The organism is Streptacidiphilus alkalitolerans (assembly GCF_042511045.1).
Classification (GTDB): domain Bacteria; phylum Actinomycetota; class Actinomycetes; order Streptomycetales; family Streptomycetaceae; genus Streptacidiphilus; species Streptacidiphilus alkalitolerans.
Genome location: NZ_JBHEZX010000004.1, coordinates 529,212 through 546,477, shown reverse-complemented (window position 1 = coordinate 546,477; position 17,266 = coordinate 529,212). Strand labels below are relative to the sequence as shown.

At 72.6% G+C, this 17,266-nt stretch carries 17 protein-coding genes; 8 read left to right on the top strand and 9 right to left on the bottom strand.

Annotated features, from left to right (window positions below; translation table 11 throughout):
• Positions 1-16: 16 nt before the first annotated feature.
• Positions 17-1,279, top strand: a complete 1,263-nt coding sequence (locus ACEZDG_RS11920; RefSeq protein ID WP_380506754.1) for a hypothetical protein — start codon at positions 17-19, stop codon at positions 1,277-1,279.
• Between the two features lie 86 nt (positions 1,280-1,365).
• Positions 1,366-1,593 carry an FmdB family zinc ribbon protein gene (locus tag ACEZDG_RS11915; protein ID WP_380506751.1) on the top strand — a complete coding sequence of 76 codons (228 nt, stop codon included), beginning with the start codon at positions 1,366-1,368 and terminating at the stop codon, positions 1,591-1,593.
• 25 nt (positions 1,594-1,618) lie between these two features.
• On the opposite strand, the gene ACEZDG_RS11910 is transcribed toward ACEZDG_RS11915, so the two are convergent.
• From ACEZDG_RS11910 to ACEZDG_RS11900, 3 genes are all read right to left on the bottom strand, one after another.
• The gene (locus tag ACEZDG_RS11910) at positions 1,619-2,479 is read right to left on the bottom strand and encodes an HAD family hydrolase (RefSeq protein WP_380506748.1); all 861 of its coding nucleotides are present in this window, start codon (positions 2,477-2,479) and stop codon (positions 1,619-1,621) included.
• Entirely contained in the window at positions 2,476-5,001 is a 2,526-nt protein-coding gene (locus ACEZDG_RS11905) for a phosphoribosyltransferase (protein WP_380506745.1), read from the bottom strand. The genes ACEZDG_RS11910 and ACEZDG_RS11905 overlap by 4 nt, the downstream gene beginning before the upstream one ends.
• A 118-nt stretch (positions 5,002-5,119) precedes the next feature.
• The gene (locus ACEZDG_RS11900; protein ID WP_380506742.1) at positions 5,120-6,301 is read right to left on the bottom strand and encodes an HpcH/HpaI aldolase/citrate lyase family protein; all 1,182 of its coding nucleotides are present in this window, start codon (positions 6,299-6,301) and stop codon (positions 5,120-5,122) included.
• Positions 6,302-6,584: 283 nt separating this feature from the next.
• Here ACEZDG_RS11900 and ACEZDG_RS11895 point away from each other — a divergent pair, with 283 nt between their 5' ends.
• From ACEZDG_RS11895 to ACEZDG_RS11885, 3 genes are all read left to right on the top strand, one after another.
• Positions 6,585-6,890 (top strand): DUF6412 domain-containing protein, encoded by a 306-nt coding sequence (locus ACEZDG_RS11895; protein ID WP_380506740.1) that lies wholly within the window; start codon positions 6,585-6,587, stop codon positions 6,888-6,890.
• Positions 6,891-6,957: 67 nt separating this feature from the next.
• Positions 6,958-7,641, top strand: a complete 684-nt coding sequence (locus tag ACEZDG_RS11890; protein ID WP_380506737.1) for a YidC/Oxa1 family membrane protein insertase — start codon at positions 6,958-6,960, stop codon at positions 7,639-7,641.
• A gap of 88 nt (positions 7,642-7,729) precedes the next feature.
• Positions 7,730-8,554 carry a TerD family protein gene (locus ACEZDG_RS11885; protein ID WP_380506734.1) on the top strand — a complete coding sequence of 275 codons (825 nt, stop codon included), beginning with the start codon at positions 7,730-7,732 and terminating at the stop codon, positions 8,552-8,554.
• Positions 8,555-8,582: 28 nt separating this feature from the next.
• Here the strand turns inward: ACEZDG_RS11885 and ACEZDG_RS11880 are convergent, their stop codons facing one another.
• Positions 8,583-9,293 (bottom strand): TerD family protein, encoded by a 711-nt coding sequence (locus ACEZDG_RS11880; RefSeq protein WP_380506936.1) that lies wholly within the window; start codon positions 9,291-9,293, stop codon positions 8,583-8,585.
• Between the two features lie 323 nt (positions 9,294-9,616).
• Between ACEZDG_RS11880 and ACEZDG_RS11875 the strand changes: the two genes are divergently transcribed.
• From ACEZDG_RS11875 to ACEZDG_RS11865, 3 genes are all read left to right on the top strand, one after another.
• The gene (locus ACEZDG_RS11875; protein ID WP_380506731.1) at positions 9,617-10,624 is read left to right on the top strand and encodes a DUF2637 domain-containing protein; all 1,008 of its coding nucleotides are present in this window, start codon (positions 9,617-9,619) and stop codon (positions 10,622-10,624) included.
• 65 nt (positions 10,625-10,689) lie between these two features.
• Entirely contained in the window at positions 10,690-11,868 is a 1,179-nt protein-coding gene (locus tag ACEZDG_RS11870; RefSeq protein WP_380506728.1) for an ROK family transcriptional regulator, read from the top strand.
• Between the two features lie 17 nt (positions 11,869-11,885).
• Positions 11,886-13,094: a M23 family metallopeptidase gene (locus tag ACEZDG_RS11865; protein WP_380506725.1), complete on the top strand. Its 1,209-nt coding sequence runs from the start codon at positions 11,886-11,888 to the stop codon at positions 13,092-13,094.
• Positions 13,095-13,151: 57 nt separating this feature from the next.
• Here ACEZDG_RS11865 and ACEZDG_RS11860 read toward each other — a convergent pair whose 3' ends face one another.
• The 5 genes from ACEZDG_RS11860 to ACEZDG_RS11840 all read right to left on the bottom strand — a co-directional run bounded on the left by ACEZDG_RS11860 (position 13,152) and on the right by ACEZDG_RS11840 (position 17,214).
• Entirely contained in the window at positions 13,152-14,252 is a 1,101-nt protein-coding gene (locus ACEZDG_RS11860) for a DUF475 domain-containing protein (RefSeq protein WP_380506722.1), read from the bottom strand.
• 108 nt (positions 14,253-14,360) lie between these two features.
• Positions 14,361-14,939, bottom strand: a complete 579-nt coding sequence (locus tag ACEZDG_RS11855; RefSeq protein WP_380506719.1) for a TerD family protein — start codon at positions 14,937-14,939, stop codon at positions 14,361-14,363.
• Between the two features lie 121 nt (positions 14,940-15,060).
• Entirely contained in the window at positions 15,061-15,636 is a 576-nt protein-coding gene (locus ACEZDG_RS11850) for a TerD family protein (protein WP_380506716.1), read from the bottom strand.
• Between the two features lie 174 nt (positions 15,637-15,810).
• On the bottom strand, positions 15,811-16,269 hold the full coding sequence (locus tag ACEZDG_RS11845) for a peroxiredoxin (RefSeq protein ID WP_380506713.1): 459 nt from the start codon (positions 16,267-16,269) through the stop codon (positions 15,811-15,813).
• A gap of 123 nt (positions 16,270-16,392) precedes the next feature.
• A complete protein-coding gene (locus ACEZDG_RS11840; protein ID WP_380506710.1) occupies positions 16,393-17,214 on the bottom strand; it encodes a hypothetical protein in 822 nt (273 codons plus the stop codon).
• Positions 17,215-17,266: the final 52 nt, after the last annotated feature.

Sequence of the window (17,266 nt, the reverse complement as noted above, 5' to 3'; positions counted from 1 at the left end):
GCCTGGTGGGCGATCGGTGCGAGCGGGAGAAGACGTGGCGGGCGGATCAGCGCGGTGGCGGCGCGGCGAGGCTGTGCGCGCGGACGCACAGGCCGCGAAGGACGCCGCGGCGCAGGCGTTCTACGAGCTGGACACCGTGCAGCGGGACGTGCGGATCTCGGTGCAGGCGGTGGCCGCCGCGGACGACTCCCCCGGCGCACGCCGCGCCATCGCGGACTTCACCGCGCTCGGCAACCGGATCGACGAGGTCAGCGCCGCCTATATCTCCGCCCTGGACGCCCATGACCTGGACGCCGAGGACCTCGACAGCGGCGCCGCGGCCCGGGCCCGGCAGCAGTTGGACCAGTCCAAGCAGCAGTTGCTCGCGGTGAAGGCGGAACTGGAGCGCTTCAACGGCTTCCTGGAACCGCTGGTGGTCGCCGCCGAGGCGCAGCTGGCGCAGGTCACCCCGGCGGTGGAGCGGGCCAAGCAGTCCTGGCTGGCGGCCAGCAACGCCCTGGACGCGGCCCGGGCCGCCCGGCTCGGCACGGACGACCTGTCCCGCCGGCTGGCCTCGCTCGGCCCGCAGCTGACGCTGCTTGGCGAGGGGGCCGGTAAGCACGGGGTGCAGACGATCCTGCGGACCGCCGCCGAGGCGCAGCGCACCGCCGAGGCGATCCGGGCCGAGGCCGCGCGGCTGCCGGAGCAGGCGCGGGACATCGACCAGCGGCTGAGTTCGCTGCGGACCCGCACCCAGGCGCTGGAGACCAAGTCGGGGAACATCGCCCCGGTGCTGAGCGAGCTGCGCCGCCGCTTCAGCTCCGCCTGCTGGCAGGATCTGCAGCACGTGCCTGAGCAGACCGCGACGGCGGTGCGCAACGCGCAGAACCGCCTCGCCGAGGCGTCCAAGGCCCGGGACGAGCAGCGCTGGGCGGACGCGATCGGCATCCTCTCGGCCGTCCGCGACCTGCTGAACACCGCGGACGGCTCGGTGACCGTCGTGAACGAGCGGCTGCACGCCCTCAACGAGGCCCAGCGCGCCCCGGAGGCGGAGATCGAGAAGGCCCGGTTCGCGCTGCGGGACGCGCAGCGGCTGGCGATGGCCGGACGCAGCGCCCCCGACCCCCGGCATGCCGCCCCGCTGGACGCGGCGGTGGTCCGGTTGGACAGCGCGGCCACCGCGCTGACCGGCCGCCACCCGGACTACTGGCACTTCCTGACCGAGCTGGCCGCGGTGCGGGAGACGGCCGCGCAGGTGGTGCAGTCGATCCGGGAGGAGCGCGGCGCCGGGGCCCGCTGACCCGCGGACGCGGAACAGGAAGGTCCACCGGGACCGGGCGGAAACGCCCCGCAGACCGGGCGGCCCGCACGCCGTAGAGTACGGGCATGCCTCGTTATGACTACCGCTGCCGTTCCTGTGGCGCCACGTTCGAACTGCGCCGCCCGATGTCCCAGTCCGACGCGCCGGCGATGTGCCCGGCCGGGCACGACGACGTCGCCAAGCTGATGTCCATGGTGGCCGTGACCGGCACCGCGTCCGCGTCGGGGAGCAGCGGCGCCGCCCCCGCGGAGGGCGGGGGCGGCGGTTGCTGCGGCGGGGGCTGCTGCGGCTGAGCTCCGGCCTTCAGAAACACCGGGACTAGCCGACCGCGGTCCTGACCCGGACCCGGGCGAGGAGCAGCCGGACGATCTCCTCGCCCGCCGCGACGCCGACCTGCTCCAGCGCGGTGACGCCGGGGCCGACCCAGCCGCTGTCGGCGAGTTCGCCGTGTCCCGGCCGGTAGCCGGCGTCGGCGGCGAGCAGCAGTTCCGCGTCCAGCAGCGAGTCGCCGGCGGTGAGCACCGTGGACGCGCCGGTGCGCCGTTCGACCTCCGCCAGCGCCGCCGACTTGGTGAGCGGCTGCGGCACCAGGTAGATCTTCCGTCCCTGCAGCGAGACGGTGTAGCCGCGTTCGTCGGCCCAGCCGGTCAGTTCGGCCACCCAGCCCGGCGGCAGCATCTCCCGCTCGACCACCAGGTAGGCGAAGAGGTCCTCGGCGACCCGGCGCTTGAGGGTCCACTCCGGGTCCGCGTCCAGGGCGAGGTGGTGCACGATCTCGTCCAGCGGTGCGCAGTTCTGCGCGAGCGTGGCCTTGATCTGCGCGTTCCAGTCCTCGTCGGTCACCCCGTCGACGAGCAGCTGCCCGCCGTTGGCGCAGATCGCGTAGCGCGGGGCCCAGCCGGGGACGGGTCCGGGCAGGTGGACCCGCTGGTACTGGGCCCGGGTCCGGGTGGTGACCGGGACGAACTCCGCCGCCGAGATCAGCTCGACCAGCAGCTCGGCGCAGCGCTCGGTCATGAACGACAGCGGCTTGCCGTGGTGCACCTCGACCGTGAGCAGCCGCGGGGCCTGCTCGTCGGCCATGTCCAGGGCCAGTGCCCTGGGCGAGTAGATCAGTGTGCGGTCCAGGTCGCTTCCGATCAGGAAGCGTGCGGGCGCGGGTGTGCTGGAGCTGCTCATACGGCCGTCCCCTCGTCGCCGGTCGCGCCTCGTGTGTACTGGGGGTGGATCAGTCCGACGCAGCTGTAGGGCAGGTTGTCGACCACCTCGACCGGTACGCCGCGCTGCTCGGCGAGCAGCCGGACGTGTCCGAGCTCCGCCTCCGCGCCGCGCCGCACCAGTACGCGCCACGGCACCCGCCGCAGCAGGACCCGGGTGGTCTCACCCACCCCTGGCTTGACCAGGTTCACACTGTTGATGCCGTACTCCTCGCTGATGCGCTCCATGGCGGCCCAGCCGGACCAGTCAGGTTCGCGGTCGGACGTGTCTGCGGCAGCGCTGGCGCGGACGTCGGGAAAGCACTCGGTCACGGCGTCGAGGAACTGGTTGGAGACATCGCCGTCGGCGAGCTCGCGGTAGTACTTGGCACCGTGGAAGTCGTCGGGGCCGATCAGCCCCTCCCTCAGCACCGTACGCGAGACCAGGCCCGAGACGGTGGAGTTGAGGCAGGCGGAGGGGATCAGGAAGTCCTCGCGGGTGCCGAAGGTGCGGACGCAGTGGGCCGGGTCGGCCAGCACCGCCATCTCCGGGTTGAAGCCGGTGCCGGCCAGGGCCTCGGCCAACTCCCGGGTGATCGCGCCCTTTCCGGTCCAGCCGTCCACGAACACCACGTCGGCGGCGTGGTGACGGTCCGCCAGGTAGCGCAGCGCGACCGGGTCGATGCCCCGGCCGCGGACGATGGAGACCGCGTAGTGCGGCAGCTCGAGCCCGTGCGCGTGCTGGGCCCAGCGCCGCATCAGGATGCCGACGGGGGTTCCGGCCCGGGCCAGCGAGGCGAGGACGACGCCGTGGCCGCGCTCGGCGAGGACGGTCTCGGTGACCACGGCGACGGCCTCGGCGATCCGGCCCGCGTACTCGCTCAGCGCCTGCTGGAACAGCTGCTGGTACTCGGCGCTGGGCTGGTACTCGACCGGCAGCGACTCGGCGTAGTGGGCGCCGCCCTGCTGGATCGCCTCCTCGCGCTCCTCCACCGGCGCCTCCAGGGTGATCCCGGAGAGGTCCTTGAGCAGCCAGGACACCTCCTCGGCCCGGTAGGACCCGAAGGCGGGCCCGTGCAGCGCGGGCGGCAGGGCGGCCCCAGCGGCGGCCTTCGAAACGGCGGCCTTCGAAACGGAAGCCGGAGCGGCGGCAGCGGCGGCCGGACGCGGGCGGAGGGCGGGGACGGTCACGAGCAGTACCTCATCGGTGACATGGCGCAGCCGGTCGAGCAGACCGCGTCCGGGGGCGTGCAGCGGGGGGCGGTCGGCGGCGTCGTCGATGACCAGCACGATCGTCTCGAAGCGGCGGGAAAGGTCGCGTCCCGGCGCGACGTTGTAGGCGTAGCGCAGCCCGTCGCCGTCGGCGGGGGCGTCGTGGGCGGGGAAGGAGAGCCGGGTGCGCAGCGCGTAGCCGGGGTCGTCGACGGTGAGCGCGGGCGAGCGGGTGGTGGTGGAGAAGCGCACCTCGCTGTCGGCCCCGAGGCGTTCCTGCAGCGCCCCGGCCAGCCGCAGCGGCGCGTACATCAGCTCCTCGTAGCCGAGCACCAGCACCCGGCGCGGTACGGCGGCCGTGGTGCCCGCCGTCGTGGCCCCCGCGGTGACCGCCGCGGCGACCCGCTCCGCCATGGCGGGCAGCGCCGCGTCCAGCCGGAGCCGGTCCGCGGCGGTGAAGCCGTGCCGGCCGCCGTCCGGCAGCCCGGCCGGCCAGCCGGGGTCGACCCTGGTCAGCGGGGCCTGCGGACCGGCCGGGGGCACCGCGCAGCCCTGCCGGGTCTCCTCGGCGGCGACCAGCGCGGCGCCGCGCGCGAGCACGTTCTCCGGCAGTTCCACCGCGCCGGTGGCCACCGCCGCGACCTCGATCCGCACCCCGAGGTCGGCGGCGGTCTTGGCGAACCGCTCCCGGTCCGCCTCGCCGCGCAGATCGACCAGCGCGGCGACGACGTAGCGGGTCCGCGGGAAGCGCCCGTGCAGGGCGGCGATGGTGTTGAGCACGGTGGTGCCGGTGGAGAGCTCGTCGTCCACCAGGACCAGCGGGCCGCCGCCGCCCAGGAAGCCGGGGTCGGCGGGCAGCAGCAGGTGCGAGGTGGCGTGCGAGTGCTCCTCCTCGAAGCCGCCGACCGGCTCGATCCCGGCGACCGGCCGCCGGGTCGAGTGCAGGTACGGGGCAGCCCCGCCGTCCGGGCCGCCGAGCCCGTCGGCGACGCAGTGGCCGAGGCCGGTCGCGGTCTCGGCGTAGCCGAGCACCACGGCGGAGGCCGCCGCGTCCGGGCCGAGCAGCTCGCGCACCGCGAGGCCGAGGTCGTAGCCGGTCCGGTAGACCACCGCGGGCAGCTGCGGGACGTGCTTGCCCAGCACCTGGGACACCAGCAGCTGCGCACGGCGCGGGTTGCGCCGCAGCGCCAGCCCCAGCAGCTCCCGCACCGAGGGTTCCGGCAGCCGTACGCCGAGCCGGCGTTCGACCCACTCCCCGGTCCACATGCCGTCGGTCTGCTGCTCAGTTGTCATCGTGCTGCTTTCGTCGATCGTGCTTCGGAGCCGGCCCGCGCGTCAGTCCACTCCCCCACTTCATCATGGAGGAGTGACAAACGGGTGTCCTGCATGCCTCGTCAGGGACAACCCCGGGTCACGGGCACAGGCAGGCGGCGAGGAGTTCGGCGAAGGTCACGCCCTCCCGCGAGACGCCGAACACCGAGGCGCGCAGCATCACCCGCTGGGCCCAGGCGCGGTGCGGCTTCACCTCGTTCATCTTGTTGGTGTACGCCGACCTGAGCACCCCGCCGCCGGCCCGGTCCTGGTGCAGGATGTCCGCCGCGTCGGACCACTCCTCGTGGGTGGCGACCGACAGCGCGTGCACCGCGGGGACGTGGGTGGGGTGGATGCAGGTCTTGCCGAGCAGGCCGTTGGCCCGGTCCAGCTCGATCTCCCGGATCAGCCCGTCAAGGTCGTGCGCGATCAGCTTGCGCCGGACCGACTCGGTCGGCGGCTCGGTCCCGGCGAACGGGCTGCTGCGCAGCTGTGGCTTGAACTTGCGCTCCTGGACCGGGAAGTACTCCCAGACCGGCCCGGTGATGGTGTAGCCGGTGCCGTTGGCCCGTCCCAGCACGTTCACCACGTCGCCGATCACCGAGGCGACCAGCTGGACGTCGTAGGCGCTGAGGTCGGGCGGGCGGCGCAGCCCGTACGCGGAACAGAGGTCGGTGACGCCGAGCCGGACCGCGAGGATCGCCTCGCGGTGCTTCTCCAGCACCCGGGAGATCCCGGCCAGGGTGTCCTGCCTGGTCTCCAGGTGCGCCAGCTCGGGCGACTCCAGCACCGGCATCCCGAACAGCCGCAGCCCGGTGCTGCCGCGCACCTGCTCCAGCGCCTCCAGGAAGGGCTGGCCGGTCTCCTCGGTGAACTTGGGCATGACGAAGCCGGACAGCACCGACAGCGCGGGTCCGAGCCGGGCGGCCAGGTCGGTGATCTGCTCCGGGTTCCGGACCCGGACGAAGAGCAGCGGGATCTGCGCCCCGGCCGCGGCCTGCTCGGCGGCCAGCAGCGGCAGCTGCCGCACCAGGTTGGCCTCGGCGTCCGCCACCTCGGCGTCGTCGATGGCGTCCTCCAGGCAGAGCACCATGGAGACCACGCCGTTGGCGGCCTGTTTGCGTATGTCCTCGACCAGTCGCGGCCGGGTGGCGGGTGAGTACAGGGTGGCGCCCAGCGCCGTCGACAGCACTGCGGCTTCGCTGTTCCGGTCGAAGCTCGCAGGCTCACGCAGGAAGAGACGTCGTCGGGTCTCCCCGTCGAGCTGGCTGAAATGGCGCATGGGCCCCTTCCCTGGTGAGTCTGCGAGAGCTTGCTACGTCCGGGGTCCACCGGGGCCGTTGACGGATTATCGTACGTAAGAACTAGTAATAAATCAGCCAGGAAACGTGTTGTTCTCCGAAGCGTGGCCACCGGTTAACACGTCTGCCCTGCATGCGCCGAGGCATGCGCTTGCGGATTCGCCGGGGGGCTGCATAGTGTCGCCCCAGGCCACCCTGTGGCAAGCCCGGCAACGGCGGCCCTTGAAGAGCGGCCCGAGACCCCAGCTTAAGGAGGCGGACGCCATGCGGCATCTCAGCGCCCTCCTCTGCGGTCTGCTGGGCCTGTCCGGCCTGCTGCTCGCCGACCAGTCGGGCGGTAGTACTGGCCTGGTCGCCCTCGCCACCGGCGTCGGCCTGCTGCTGCTGGCCGCGCTCAGCGCCGCCGACGCGGTCGGCGCCCGCCCCGGCAGCCCCTCCTTGCACGCCGTGCGCAGCACCGCGGTCCGGCGCAGGGCCTGGCGTACGGCGTACCTCCCGCAGCGCGACCCCGACGGACGCGGCCGTTGCCGCCCACGGGCACCGGGCCTCAGCCCGGCAGCCGCGTCCTAGCCCTTCTTCACCGCGCGGCTGTCCTCCAGCGCACTGTCATCCCCGACAACCGGAGGGCTCAGCCACCATGTCCGTCTTCGCCTTTCTCGACGTCCCCGCCGAATACGCCCAGCACGCCGCCACCGCCCTGGCCGGCGGCGTCCACCCGCTGCTCGGCGCGACCGCCACCGCCGCCGTGATCGTGCTGACCACCGCGCTGGTGCGGCTGGCGCTGCACCCGCTGGCCCGGCTCCAGGTCCGCGGCGAGAAGCTGCGCACCAGGATCGCGCCGCAGCTCAAGGAGCTGACCAAGCGCCACAAGGGCGACCCGGCCCGGCTCCGCGAGGCGCAGGTGGCGCTCTACCGGGCCGAGGGCGCCTCGCCGCTGTCCGGTCTGCTGCCCAGCCTGCTGATGTGGCCCTTCATCGCGGTGCTCTACCGGCTGTTCAGCCTCCCGGTGCTGGGCGGCCACGCCAACACCCTGCTCACCGGCACCCTGGCCGGGATCCCGCTGGGCAGGCATCTGACCGGCGCGCTCCCCGGCCAGCTCCCGGTGTTCCTGGCCCTCTACGCGCTGCTGGCCCTGGTCGGCCTGATCGGCTTCCGCAGGGCCCGGCGCGGCGCCGACCCGACCGCGCCCGGCGCCTCGGTCCTCCCCTACCTCTCCTTCGGCACGGTGCTGTTCGCCGCGTTCGTGCCGCTCTCGGCCGGGCTCTACCTGCTGACCACCACCAGCTGGACCCTGGTTGAGCGCGCCCTGCTGCGCTCCTGAGCTGCCGGAACCGAGCCGCGGAGCCGCTGGGTCTACCCTGGTCCCGTCACACCGGCGGGGACGGCCAAAGAGGGAGTGCAGCAACTCGATGACCAAGGTCATGCCCAAGGGCTCCAACACTCCGCTCTCGAACGTCGCCGCGGTGCGGGCGGTACTGCGCTGGCGCCTGGTCGCCGGGGCCCCGGACGTGGACGCGTCGGCGCTGCTGCTCGCCCCCGACGGGCGGGTCCGCTCCGACGCGGACTTCGTCTTCTACAACCAGCCCCGCCACCCCAGCGGGATGGTCCGGCACCTGCGCAAGAGCAGGCTCGCCGGGGAGGTCACCGACACCGTCGACATCGACCTGGGCAAGCTCTCCGCGGAGATCGACCGGGTCGTCGTCGGCGCCTCGGTGGAGCACGGCAGCTTCGACGAGATCCCCGGCCTGCAGATCCTGCTGTACGACATCGCCGGCGGCCCCAACGCGGAGGCCCTGGCCCGTTTCGACATCACCGACACGGCCGGGGTCACCGCGCTGCTCTGCGGCGAGCTCTACCGCAGGGGCGGCGGCTGGAAGTTCCGCGCCATTGGGCAGGGCTACTCGTCCGGGCTGGTCGGACTGGCCACGGACTTCGGGATCACCGTCGAGGAGGACGAGCAGGAGACCGTGACCGGCCCCGCAGCTGGTTCCCCGGCCGAGCCGGAGGCCGCGGCGGAGCCGCTGCCGCAGCCGGCCGCGGAGCCCGAGCCGGTCATCCCGCCGCTGCCCTCGCAGCCGCCGACCCCGCCGACCCCGCAGCCCGCCGTCCCGCAGCCCCCGCTGCAGCCGGCCGGCTACGGCTACCCGCCGCCGCACCAGCCGGGCCTGCTCCCCGAGCCGCCCGGCTTCGCCCTGCCGCTGCAGGGGCCGCAGTTCCAGCACGCCAACCGCTGACCCCCGGCCGCTGCCACTGCCGCTTCCGTCAGCCGCTGACCGGTTTGTAGCCGCGCTGCCACTGCAGTCCGAAGCCGTACAGCCGGTCCAGTTCGGCCTGGAACCCGTAGACGTACTTGACCTCGCGGCTCACCATCAGGTTGCCGTCCTTGTTCTCGATCAGTGCCACCGCGCAGGAGCGCGCCTGCGGCGCCCGCTTGTCCAGCTTGACCTCGATCGGCGGTCCGCCCGGCAGGAACAGGGTCACCAGCGCGTGCGCGCGGTCGAACGCCGGGGTCTCGTCGTAGATGTACACAAAGATCAGGATTCGTTTGAACTCGTCCTTCTTGCCCAGGTCGATGTACATCATCTCGCCCGAGGGGGCGCCGGTCCGGTCGTCCCGGCTGAGCTTGATGTACGGCGCGTGCTGCAGGTCGCCGAAGAACTCGCCCAGCGGCTGCACCACCCCCTTGGTGCCGTCCGCGAGTTCGTACATGCAGCCCAGGTCCAGGTCCACCGAGGTGATCTGGCTGCCCGAGGCCGGCATCTCCATCGGCTTGAACAGGGTCGGACGCAGCAGCCCGCGCCAGCCGCTGCCCGGCTCCCGCACCGAGCGGTTCTCCTCCCGGGCCGTCCAGTGCAGGTTGACCTGCAGCGTTCCATAGCCGGTGCCCAGTTCGGTGAGCGATACCGGCGGCGAGCCCTTGGTCAGGGTCAGCCGGTCGACGCCGGTTCCGAAAGTCCGGTCGCCCTTGTTCATAAAGTCCCGCAGCCCCGCCACAGCCCCCACCCCTCCATGTCCCTCAGGACAGCCCCGACTCCGGGACTCCATCAGCGAGTTACCCAGTTCAGGGCCCCCGCGCACCACTCTGCCGCATCGGCTCTCCGGCCCTTCCGGCGACCCGTCAACAGGAATGACTGGTGGTCACAACTGACTCACGCGTACGATGCGTGCTCTGCCGACGCGATATCGTCGCCTCGCACGCGTGTCGCGGCGTCAACTCCGGCGCCCCTGGGGGAGACACCGCCGTCGCATCCCCTGCCCTGAGTGCCGCCCGATCCTGAAGCCGAGGCTGACCCGGTATGACTCTTACATCCATACAACTGGTGTGGCTGGCCGTCGGCTGCGCGATCGCCCTGGTCATCGCCGTGGTGATGGGCCTGTTGCGCACCAAGAAGCCCAAGCACGCCGCCGAGCCCACCGACGCCTGGGAGCGCAGCGAGGAGCGCCGCCGCCGCAAGGAGCGGCTGTACGGCAGCGCCTCCTACATCCTGCTGTTCGCCTGCGCCTCGGTGGCCGCCGCGCTGTCGTTCCACGGCCTGGTCGGTTTCGGCCAGGAGAACCTGAGCCTCACCGGCGGCTGGGAGTACCTGGTCCCGTTCGGTCTGGACGGCGCCGCGATGTTCTGCTCGGTGCTGGCCGTGCGCGAGGCCAGCCACGGTGACGCCGCCCTCGGCTCCCGGATGCTGGTCTGGCTGTTCGCCGGCGCCTCGGCCTGGTTCAACTGGGTGCACGCGCCGCGCGGCGGCGACCACAACGGCGCCCCGCAGTTCTTCGCCGGGATGTCGCTGTCGGCCGCGGTGCTGTTCGACCGGGCGCTGAAGCAGACCCGCCGGGCCGCGCTGCGCGAGCAGGGCCTGGTGCCCCGCCCGCTGCCGCAGATCCGGATGGTCCGCTGGCTGCGCGCGCCGATCGAGACCTACCAGGCCTGGTCGCTGATGCTGCTGGAGAACGTCAGGACCCTGGACGACGCGGTCGAGGAGGTCCGCGAGGACAAGCGCGAGCGCGAGGCCGCGGCGGCCCGCCAGCGCAGCGAGAACCGGCGCGAGCGCGCCGAGTTGAAGGCCATCTCGCGCTCCGCGCCGCTGCGCGAGCTGACCACGCTGGAGGCCTCCGGCAACGGCGAGGCCGCCGCCGCGCTGGAGCCGGCCTCGCCCCGGGGCCTGCCGTCCCGGCGCCGCCGCACCGACGCGCTGGAGGCTCCGGCCGGCCCGTCCGGCTACTCCACCGGGTCCGCCGAGGAGGAGCCGCTGCCGCGGCTGGACTCGCTGGAGAAGAAGCTCAAGGACCTGGAACAGCAGTTCGGCTGAGGCACAGCAGAGGCATATGCGTGGGCGCTGACGGCGGGGCCTGGCAGGAGCACTAAAGTGAGTGCATGATTGCCAGGCCCGCGACCTCCTCCACGCTCAAGGAGATCAACCTCCGGACCGTCCTCGACGTGATCCGCGCCGTACCACCGGTCTCCCGCGCGGAGATCGCGCGGCGTACCGGAATCTCCAAGCCGACCGTCTCGGCGCTGCTCCAGGACCTGTTGGAGATGGGCCTGGTCTCCGAGACGGTCCGTACCGAGCTCGGTCCCACCTACGGCGCGCTGTTCTTCGCCCCGCGGCCCGAGGCCGCGTACGTGCTGGCCCTGGACGTCGGCGCCCGCCGCCTCCGCGGCGCGGTCGCCGACCTGGACGGCACGGTACGCATCCGCCGCGACACCACCGTCGAGGGCATGGACGCGCCCCGGATCGTGCTGGCGGCCAGCGAACTCGCCGAGGAACTGTGCGCCGAGGCCGGCATCGACCGCTCCTCGCTGGCCCATGCCGCGGTCGGCGTCCCCGGTGTGGTGGACCGCCGCGACGGCCGGATCTGGCAGGCCACCAACATCCCCTCGCTGGACGGCTTCATCGCCCAGGACGCCTTCGGGGAGGCGCTCGGGCTCCCGGTCAGCGTGGAGAACGACATCCACCTGGCCGCGCTGGGCGAGCAGCGCCACGGCACCGGCACCGAGGCCGAGAGCTTCACCTTCCTCTCGGTCGGCACCGGCGTGGGCGCGGGCCTGGTGCTCCGCGGCGAACTGCACCGCGGCTTCGCGGGCGCTGCGGGCGAGTTGGACAGCGCGGTGGACCCGGACCACTTCGACGCGCAGGACCCCTGCGCCGCCTCGCTGCTGCACTTCGCGGTGGAACTGCTGCCGGAGGAGGCCGCCGCGGGCCCGCTGACCACCGAGCAGGTCTTCGCGCTGGCCCGGGAGGGCCACCCGGGCGCGGGCGCGGTGCTGGACGAGGAGGCCCGGCGGATCACCGGCTACCTCGCGCCGGTCGCCGCGGTGGTGGACGTGGAGCTGGTGGTGCTCGGCGGCGGCATCGGCCTCAACGGCGACCTGCTGCTGGACCGGATCCGCGAGCGGCTGGCGGCCCGGCTGCCCTACCCGCCCCGGGTGGAGGTCTCCGCCCTCGGCGACGCGGCGGTGCTGACCGGCGCCGTCTCGGTCGCCACCAGGGCCGCGCTGGAGCAGATCCTCACCCTGCGGTTCGCCCCCTCCGGCCACCGGCGCCCGCTCTGAGCGCCGCCACCAGCCCGGTGACGGGTCCCGGGGCCGCCCCCGGAGCCGGTCAGGACCGTGCGGCCCAGGCCGCCGCGCTGGAGTCGCTGCTGCGCGCGGAACCGGCCGAGTGGCCGCTGCTGGCTCCCGCGGTGGTGCGGCAGTTGGGCCCGGAGCGGCTGCGCGGCATCGTGGAGGCCACCCGGGAGCGGGTGGGCGCCGTCGAGGCGGTGTACGACGCCCCCGACGGGCTGGTGATACGCGGCGCCCGCGCGGCCGTCCTCGGCTGGGCGCGCCTCGGCGAGGACGGGGCGCTGCAGGACCTGCGGATCTCACCCAGCCTCCGCGGCAACGGCGGCCGGACCCCACGGCTGCCGCCGTCCGCCGTCCGCTGGGCCGTCCGGGCCGCCCTGTGCCTGCTGTTCGCCTCGCGGGTCGACGGCTGCTGGGGAGCCGCCTCCCGCACCGGCTGGCTCGGCGGTGCGCTGCTCCTCGCGGCCCTGTACCTGCTGTACGAGGGCTGGTTCAACCCGGCCATGGAGCCCTGGTGGATCCGCCGTCCGATCGAGTCCGGCGCCGTGGTGGCGCTCGCCTCGGCGGTCCGGCTGCCGGCCCTGCCCGACGGCGGCGACGTGATCGGGCCGGTGCTCGGCGCGGCCCTGCTCGCCCTGGCGGCCGGCCTGCTGGTGCGTGCGCGCCGCTACCGCCCGCCGGTCGGCACGGCCGCCCCGCTGGACCGGTTCCCCATGGACGGCGCCTGGTACATCGTCCAGGGCGGCGGTCCCGGCCTGAACCACCATCTGCGGGCGCCCGAGCAGCGCGGCGCGCTGGACCTGCTGCGGGTCGGCCCCGGCGGCTCGCACCGGGGGGATCCCGCCGCCCTCGGTTCCTACCCGGCGTACGGGGCCCGGGTGTACGCGCCCTGCGCGGGCACCGTGGTCTCCGCCGCCGACGGGATCGAGGACCAGGTCCCCGGAGCCGTCCGCTACGCCCCGCTGTACGGCAACCACGTCTTCATCAACACCGGCAGCGAGACCGTCAGACTCGCCCACCTGCGCCCCGGCAGCCTGGCCGTGACGACCGGTCAGACCGTGTCGGCCGGTCAGTTCCTCGGCGAGGTCGGCAACTCGGGCAACAGCAGCGAGCCGCATCTGCACCTGCACGCCGAGCGCGACGGCCAGGGTCTGGCCCTGCGCTTCACCGGCGTCGCCGGACACCTCCACCGGGGACGCACGGTCCACGCCTGACGGCAGGAAACCCCGCGACCGGCCGGTCGCGGGGTCCCTGTGCTCCGGTGGGCCCGGCTACAACTCCGGGACGTCCCCCGCGGCCGCCAGCCGCTTGTTGCGCAGCAGTGAGGACAGCAGCGCCAGGCCGATGAAGGCCACCCCGATCAGGCCGGTGACGATCTCCGGGATGGTGTACTTGATGGACACCATCAGGATGATCGCCAGCGCGCCGATCGCGTAGTGCGCGCCGTGCTCCAGGTAGACGTAGTCGTCCAGGGTGCCCTGGCGGACCAGGTAGACCGTCAGCGAGCGGATGTACATGGCGCCGATGCCGAGACCCAGGGTGATCTGGAAGATGTCCTGGCTGATCGCGAACGCGCCGACGACGCCGTCGAAGGAGAACGAGGCGTCGAGCACCTCCAGGTACAGGAACAGGAAGAACGCGGCCTTCCCGGCCACCAGCACGGCCGACTTCCCGGCCGGGGCGGCAGCCTCCGCGCCCTCCTCGGCCTCGTCGTCGTCCTCGTCCTCCTCGCCCGCGCTCTCGAACAGGTTGGAGAGCCCGCCGACCAGCAGGTAGGTGGTGAGTCCGGCGACCCCGGCCAGCAGCACGGTCTCCGCGCCGTGCCCGGCGAAGAAGCGCGCGGACAGCATCAGCACGATCATCGCGACGACCACCGACAGCTGGTCCAGCTTGCCGATCTTCTCCAGCGGCTTCTCGATCCAGTGCAGCCACTGGATCTCCTTCTCCCCGAGGATGAAGTCAAGGAAGATCATCAGCAGGAACATCCCGCCGAAGGCGGCGATCGCCGGGTGCGCGGCGTCCAGGTGCTGAGCGTAGGTCAGCCCGTTCTGGGTCTTGGTGGAGTCGAGCGCGAGCTGCACCACCGACACCGGGTTGATGTGCGCGGTGAGCGCGACGACCAGCAGCGGGAAGACCAGCCGCATGCCGAACACGGCGATCAGCACACCGACGGTGAGGAAGATCTTCTGCCAGAACGGCGTCATCCGCTTGAGGATGGTCGCGTTGATCACGGCATTGTCGAACGACAGCGAGATCTCGAGTACGGAGAGGATCAGGACGACACCGAAGCCGTCCGCCCCCCAGAAGTACGCGGCTGCCGCGAGGCCGATCAGGGTGATCCCGAAGGACCACCCGAAGGTACGGAGGAGCACTGGGTGCCTGGACCTTTCTGTCACGCGCGGCAGCCACAGTTGCGGGGACCGCTCTCCACTTCCGTGGGAGCGATCCCCGACATTCCCCGCCCTGCCCGCAAGATTTTCTTACTGAACGTTAACCCCGAAGTCTAGGGCGATACCACGCAGCCCAGAGGCATACCCCTGTCCCACTGCGCGGAACTTCCACTCGTTGTTGTAGCGGTAGAGCTCACCGAAGATCATCGCGGTCTCGTTGGACGCGTCCTCGGACAGGTCGTAGCGCGCCAACTCCACGCCGTCGGCCTGGTTGGTGACCCGGATGTAGGCGTTGCGCACCTGCCCGAAGTTCTGCAGCCGCGCCTCGGCCTCGTAGATGGAGACCGGGAAGACGATCTTGTCCACCTGCGGCGGGACCTGGGTCAGGTTGACCTTGACGACCTCGTCGTCCTCGGCCCCGGTGCCGCCGACCAGCTCGTCGCCCATGTGCTCGACCGAGCCGTCCGGGCTCTTCAGGTTGTTGTAGAAGACGAAGTACTCGTCGCCCAGGACCCGGCCGTTGGAGCAGAGCAGCGCACTGGCGTCGAGGTCGAAGGCCGCACCGGTGGTCGCCCTCGCCTCCCACCCCAGCCCGATCTGCACGGCGATGAGGTTGGGGGCGGCCTTGGACAGCGAGACGTTGCCGCCCTTGGCGAGCGTGACACCCATGTGTATCTCTTCCCTCCCTAGGGAACGGGCCGCTGACGCAGCAACACCCGAGGGGTCACGGCGTCAGCGGCCCGTCAGCGAAACATTTGATGCGGGACTGCAGTCGATCGAAGACGCGCGGTCAGACGTTGACGCCGAAGTCCTGCGCGATGCCGCGCAGGCCGGAGGCGTAGCCCTGGCCGATGGCGCGGAACTTCCACTCCGCCCCGTTGCGGTACAGCTCACCGAAGACCATCGCGGTCTCGGTCGAGGCGTCCTCGGAGAGGTCGTAGCGCGCGATCTCCTGGCCGCCGGCCTGGTTCACGATCCGGATGTAGGCCTCGCGGACCTGGCCGAAACTCTGCCCCCGGTTCTCGGCGTCGTAGATGGAGACCGGGAAGACGATCTTCTGGACGGTGGCGGGGACCGCGGCCAGGTTGACCTTGATCACCTCGTCGTCGCCCTCGCCCTCACCGGTGGTGTTGTCACCGGTGTGCTCGACCGAGCCGTCGTCGGACTTGAGGTTGTTGTAGAACACAAATCCCTTGTCCGAGACGACCTTGCCGGTTTCGGACGTCAGGATGGCACTGGCGTCGAGGTCGAAGTCGGCGCCCGTGGTCGTACGGGCGTCCCAGCCCAGGCCGACGAGGACCGCGGTCAGGCCGGGCGCCTCCTTGCTGAGCGAGACGTTGCCACCCTTGCTGAGGCTGACACCCACGAGTCCTCCATATGCAGGGGGAGCACTCCGTGGTGCCCCCGTTGGTGCGGTTGCGGTTACTGTCCAGCCAACGGATCGATCGTAGTGGCCAGTTCCCCTAAAAGCATGGAGCCCGGACACCGCAGCCGCACCGCACCCGCGGTCTTACCCGGGACCGCGGGCCGGGACGGCCGGTCAGATGGCCGCGAGCGCCTTCAGGTAGTCCTGGGTGTCGCGCGCGTCCGGCAGGCCGTTGACCACGGTCCAGCGGACCGTGCCGGTCTTGTCGACCACGAAGGTGCCGCGCACCGCGCAGCCCTTCTCCTCGTCGAACACGCCGTAGGCCCGGGAGACCTCGCCGTGCGGCCAGAAGTCGGACAGCAGCGGGTACTCCAGGCCCTCCTTCTCGGCGAACACGCGCAGCGTGAACGGCGAGTCGTTGGAGATCGCCAGGATCTGCACGTCGTCGTTCTGGAACTGCGGCAGCTCCCGCTCCAGGCTGCACAGCTCGCCGGTGCAGACGCCGGTGAAGGCGAACGGGTAGAAGACCACGACGACGTTCTTCTCGCCGCGGAAGTCGGAGAGCTTCACCAGCTCGCCGTGCTGGTTCTTGAGCTCGAAGTCCGGAGCCTCGGTGCCGACCTCGATAGCCATGTGTACCCCTCAGAGTGCGTGCGGACGTCGTGCCCGAGGACATCCTGCCACCCCCCGCCCGGCCCCGGTCTGGGGGGTGTCTGACGGGTCTCCGCGGCGTCGCGGAGACCCGTCAGACACCCCCTATCGCATCCCCGGCAGCCGTCCCAGCAGCCCGACCGCGCCCACCGCGCGCCGCAGCAGCGCCCCGCCGGGAAGCCCGGGCACCTGCTCCACCAGTGGCGCCAGCGCCATCAGGCCGCCGATCCGGTGCAGCCGGACCTCGCCCCTGGCCAGCAGCGAGGGCAGCGCCGCCCGCCCGTTCGGCACCCCGAGCACGGTGGCCGCGGCGCCCTCGACCCCGGGGACGTCCGCGGGGCCGCCCAGCGTCTCCCAGCCGTCCGGGTCGGCCCGGAAGCTCCAGCCTCCGCTGCCGGGCCCCCACACCCCCGCAGCGGCCCGCAGGCCCTGACGGTGGGCCAGTGCCCCGACCACGTCCACCAGGGCCGCCACACCGGCGTCGGTGATCGCCTCGGGGACCGGGTCCGCGCCGCTGCCGATCGCCGCCAGCGCCAGTTCGTGCGCCATCGCGTGCACCTGGGTGAGCAGCGGCAGCGGCCCGAGGGGCGACTCCAGCACGGTGAGCCCCAGCGGCGGGTCCGCCTCGATCGCGTCCAGCGCCCCGGCGACCCTTCGGCCGGCCCGCTCCAGGGCTGCCAGCACCGCGTCGCGCCCGTCCCGCGCGTGGTCCTGCCGGGCGGCCTCGGGGCCGGCCTCCTCGCCCCCGGCCTGGGCCAGCAGCCGGGCCAGCACCGGGCGCTCCGGCCAGGAGCCCAGCTCCGCCAGTGCGCCGAGCCGCTCCGGCGCCAGCCCGCCGGCCAGCGGGAGCAGGGCGTCCCAGGCTCCCAGCAGCCGGGCACGCAGCTGCTCCGGCGGCCCGGTGGCGACTCCGCGGCGATGGTCCATCCCTGCATTCTGCCCCGGAACGCGCGACCGCCCGGCCGGACGTCCGGGGCGA